Genomic DNA, 2,243 nt, shown 5'->3' with positions numbered 1-2,243 from the left:
CTGCCCGGCAGCAGGTTGATGGCCCCCGTCGCCGACGGATTGCTCGGATTGCCGAAGGTGATCTGGCCGAGCGGCGCCAGCAGGACGCCGCCCTGGTTGATGGTCGGCGCGATAATCTGCACCGCCCCACCCGCCGACAGCGGCGTATAGGGCGCCTTGCCATTGCTGGCAAAGCCGACCACGCTGTCCGGCCCACTCGCCTGGATCAGGAACACACCGCTGACTGCGTTGGAGCCCTGGATGATCGGCGCTGTGGTGATCGGATAGACTTCCGTCCCGGTAAGCGTCACATCGCCCACTGTCGCCAGCGTGCTCGGCTTGCTGCCTCCATAGAAGTGTGACGTGCTGGCAACCGGCACCAGGCGGATATCGCCGCGGCTGTTGAACGCCATGCTGGCGAAGCCGGGCAGCGACACCGCCTGCTGGACCTGAGTATTGAAATTGACGAAGCTCGTGACATAGCTGTAGCTCGCGCCGCTGTTCAGCATGCCCTCGATGTCGACGAGGTCGGCATCGATCTCGAGCGTTGCCGTGCCCGCCACCGGCACCGCGCCATAGCTGCCAAGAGCAGCAGAGTTGCGGGTGAAATATTCGTTGAGATTGCGCTGGCCGCCGCCGATATCGACATAGGGCGCGCTGAGGCGGACGCTGGCGCCCGGCGTCGCGCTGATGTTGCTGGCATTGATGGTCAGGCTGCGCGGCAGGGCGAGGTTGACGCTGCCGTTGAACACCAGCGCATCGACGGCGCCGAGCGACGCGGACGCAAAGCCGCCGCCCGTGATCTGATCGGCGCCGATGAAGATCGAGCCGAGCAGGTTGCCCGGGATCGCCTGCCCTTGTGTGAGGCCGGCCGCCTTCATCGGTGCGGCCTGGCTGACGATGGTCTGGAACACCGGCTGCACGAATTTGGAGACCCCGGAACTATCGGCGGCATAACCGCCGATGACCTGGTCGATGGCCAGGCTGCCGCCGGCGACATCCGCGCCGCCGCCCTGCGCCTTCATCGTGGCGTCGAGTAGCAAGCCGAGCGAGGCGCGGATCGCGACGCCGCCGCCGGCGGTCGCAACGCTCGTCTGGCCCAGCCCGGGAGACCCCGCGGCCTGCTGCACCGTGCCTGACGCCCCGGACACATCGATGATCGCACCGGCCTGCGCCACGATCACGCCGAGCGGCTGCTCATAACTCGGCTGGAGCGCCGCATAAGGATAATACAGCGCCGGCTGCGCATCCTGATTGATGTTGACCTGTCCGCCGCCGAGCACGGTGTTGACCGGACGGCCCAGCGAATCCAGCGTCGATGCCACCACGCCCGGCGCCAGCAGCCGTGCGTCCGGACCGATCCACAGCGTCTGCGTGGCCGCGTACACCGGCCCATTGCTGGACGCGGCGTACATGCCACTGCCGACACTCGTCCAGGGGCCCGTCGTGCCGGTGAGGTCGAGATTGATGGTGCCCGCGGGCGCGCTGATGGTGCCGTCGAACGACAGCTGATGGCGCGCATGCAGCGAGATCGTGGCTTGCGGATCGGCGTTGATGACCGCGCCCCGCTGCAGGTCGAGGTTGCCGTTGAAGGCATCGACCGCGCTCAGGACGAGGTTGACGGGCGCGGCCCGCAGATACGCTGGCAACCGCTGCAGCGCGGCGACGCTCATGACATCGCTGCCGGTCGGCGCCAGCAATGCCTGCGCGGTCGGCACAAGGTTGAGCGCATGCAGCTCGAGATCGGTGCCGCTCACAACGGTGAGGTTCTGGTAGCTGTAGAGATTGTACTGGCCAAAGCCGCTGGCAAAGAAGCTCGCCGGCAGCCACATCACGCTGGCGGGATCGACCGGCGAGCGGTTGCTGGTGCCGTCGGCATTGATGCTGCTCACCGTGGTGAGCGGCAGGATGGCGCTGCCGCCGATCTGGATCGCGGGAGTTGCGATGCTGAGCGTGCCGCCGCGGGTGAAGCCGAACGAGCGCACCGTGCCGTCGAGATACACCCGCCCCGGATAGGTCTGCGCCAGCGTCGTCGAATTGTGCAGCGGCGCGCCGAAGGCGTCGCTGATCAGCGTGATGTCGCCGCCGGTGCCGACCGGCAGGCCACCACCGCTCTTGAGCTGGCCGTTGTTCTGCACCCAGCCGCCGCTCGATGCGTCGATGACCGCGCCGCTGTCGACCCGGACGTTGCCATAGGCCGTCAGCCTGACGTTGCCGCCGTTGGTGAGCGTGGGTGAGATATCGCTGTTGTCGGTGAGATCGTT

At 67.2% G+C, this 2,243-nt stretch carries 1 protein-coding gene; it reads right to left on the bottom strand.

Annotation, left to right across the window (positions count from 1 at the left end; all coding sequences use genetic code 11):
• Positions 1–2,243 (bottom strand): hypothetical protein (locus AB4Z37_RS32875; RefSeq protein WP_441520862.1); only part of this gene is annotated, 2,243 nt, incomplete at both ends.

Origin of the sequence: Bradyrhizobium sp. 2TAF24 (assembly GCF_052115025.1) — a bacterium.
Classification (GTDB): Bacteria; Pseudomonadota; Alphaproteobacteria; order Rhizobiales; family Xanthobacteraceae; genus Bradyrhizobium_A.
The sequence above is the reverse complement of the archived record's forward strand: the minus strand, read 5'-3'. Positions and strand labels throughout refer to the sequence as shown.